Raw genomic sequence first — 1372 nt, forward strand, 5'->3', positions numbered from 1 at the left:
AAGTTCCACGGGCTGATGCACACCACCGGACCCAGTGGGCGGTGGGCATCGTTGGTGAAGTCGTTGCGCGCCTGCACTGCGTAGTAACGCAGAAAATCCACAGCTTCACGCACTTCGGCGATGGCGTTGGCGAAGGTCTTGCCGGCTTCGCGAGCCAGCAGGCCCATCAGCGGCTGGATCTCGCCTTCCATCAGGTCGGCGGCACGTTCGAGAATCGCGGCGCGTTCGGCCGGCGGGGTAGCCTGCCAGATGGGTGCGGCGTTCAGGGCGCACTGGATGGCATTGTCGACGTCTTCGACTGTGGCTTCCTGCACATGGCCGACCGCGTCACGCAGATCGGACGGGTTCAGCACCGCTGCCGGAGTTTCGTTGCTGGATGCGCAACCGAGCATCGGCGCGGCTTTCCAGTGGTTATGCGCGGTGGCCAACAGCGCGCAGGACAACGACGCCAGACGATGTTCGTTGGCCAGGTCGATGCCACTGGAGTTGGCGCGTTCAGAACCGTACAGATCACGCGGCAGCGGGATGCGTGGGTGCGGCAGGCCGAAGCCGCCTTCCAGCGTCGCCATCTGCTCGATGCTGGCCACCGGATCGGCCACCAGCTCCTGAATCGAGATGGATTGGTCGGCGATGCGGTTGACGAACGAAGTGTTCGCGCCGTTTTCCAGCAGGCGACGGACCAGGTAGGCCAGCAGTGTTTCGTGAGTGCCGACCGGGGCGTACACGCGGCACGGACGGTTCAGCTTGCCATCGGCGACTTTACCTACAACCTGCTCGTACAGCGGTTCGCCCATGCCGTGCAGGCATTGGAACTCGTACTGGCCGGGGTAATAGTTCTGGCCGGCGATATGGTAAATCGCCGATAAGGTATGGGCGTTGTGCGTCGCGAACTGCGGGTAGATGACTTCCGGTACCGAGAGCAGTTTGCGTGCGCAGGCAATGTAGGAAACGTCGGTGTACACCTTGCGGGTGTACACCGGATAGCCTTCCAGGCCTTCAACCTGGGCGCGCTTGATTTCGCTGTCCCAGTACGCGCCTTTCACCAGGCGGATCATCAGGCGATGACGGCTGCGACGAGCCAGGTCGATCACGTAGTCGATCACATACGGGCAACGCTTCTGGTAGGCCTGGATCACGAAACCGATGCCGTTCCAGCCGGTCAGTTGCGGCTCGAAGCACAGACGCTCCAGCAGATCCAGCGACAGCTCGAGGCGGTCGGCTTCTTCGGCGTCGATGTTCAGGCCGATGTCGTACTGCTTGGCCAGCAGGGTCAGCGACAGCAGGCGCGGGTACAACTCGTCCATCACGCGCTCGTACTGGGCGCGGCTGTAACGCGGGTGCAGGGCCGAGAGCTTGATCGAGATGCCCGGGC

The 1372-nt window shown here is 63.0% G+C and carries 1 protein-coding gene; it reads right to left on the reverse strand.

Translation table 11 applies throughout. From position 1 onward, the window contains the following. The coding region (locus AC07VR_RS31585) for a proline dehydrogenase family protein (protein WP_495013641.1) at positions 1 to 1372 on the reverse strand (1372 nt) is incomplete at both ends.

This window comes from Pseudomonas sp. GW821-FHT02H09 (assembly GCF_059421425.1).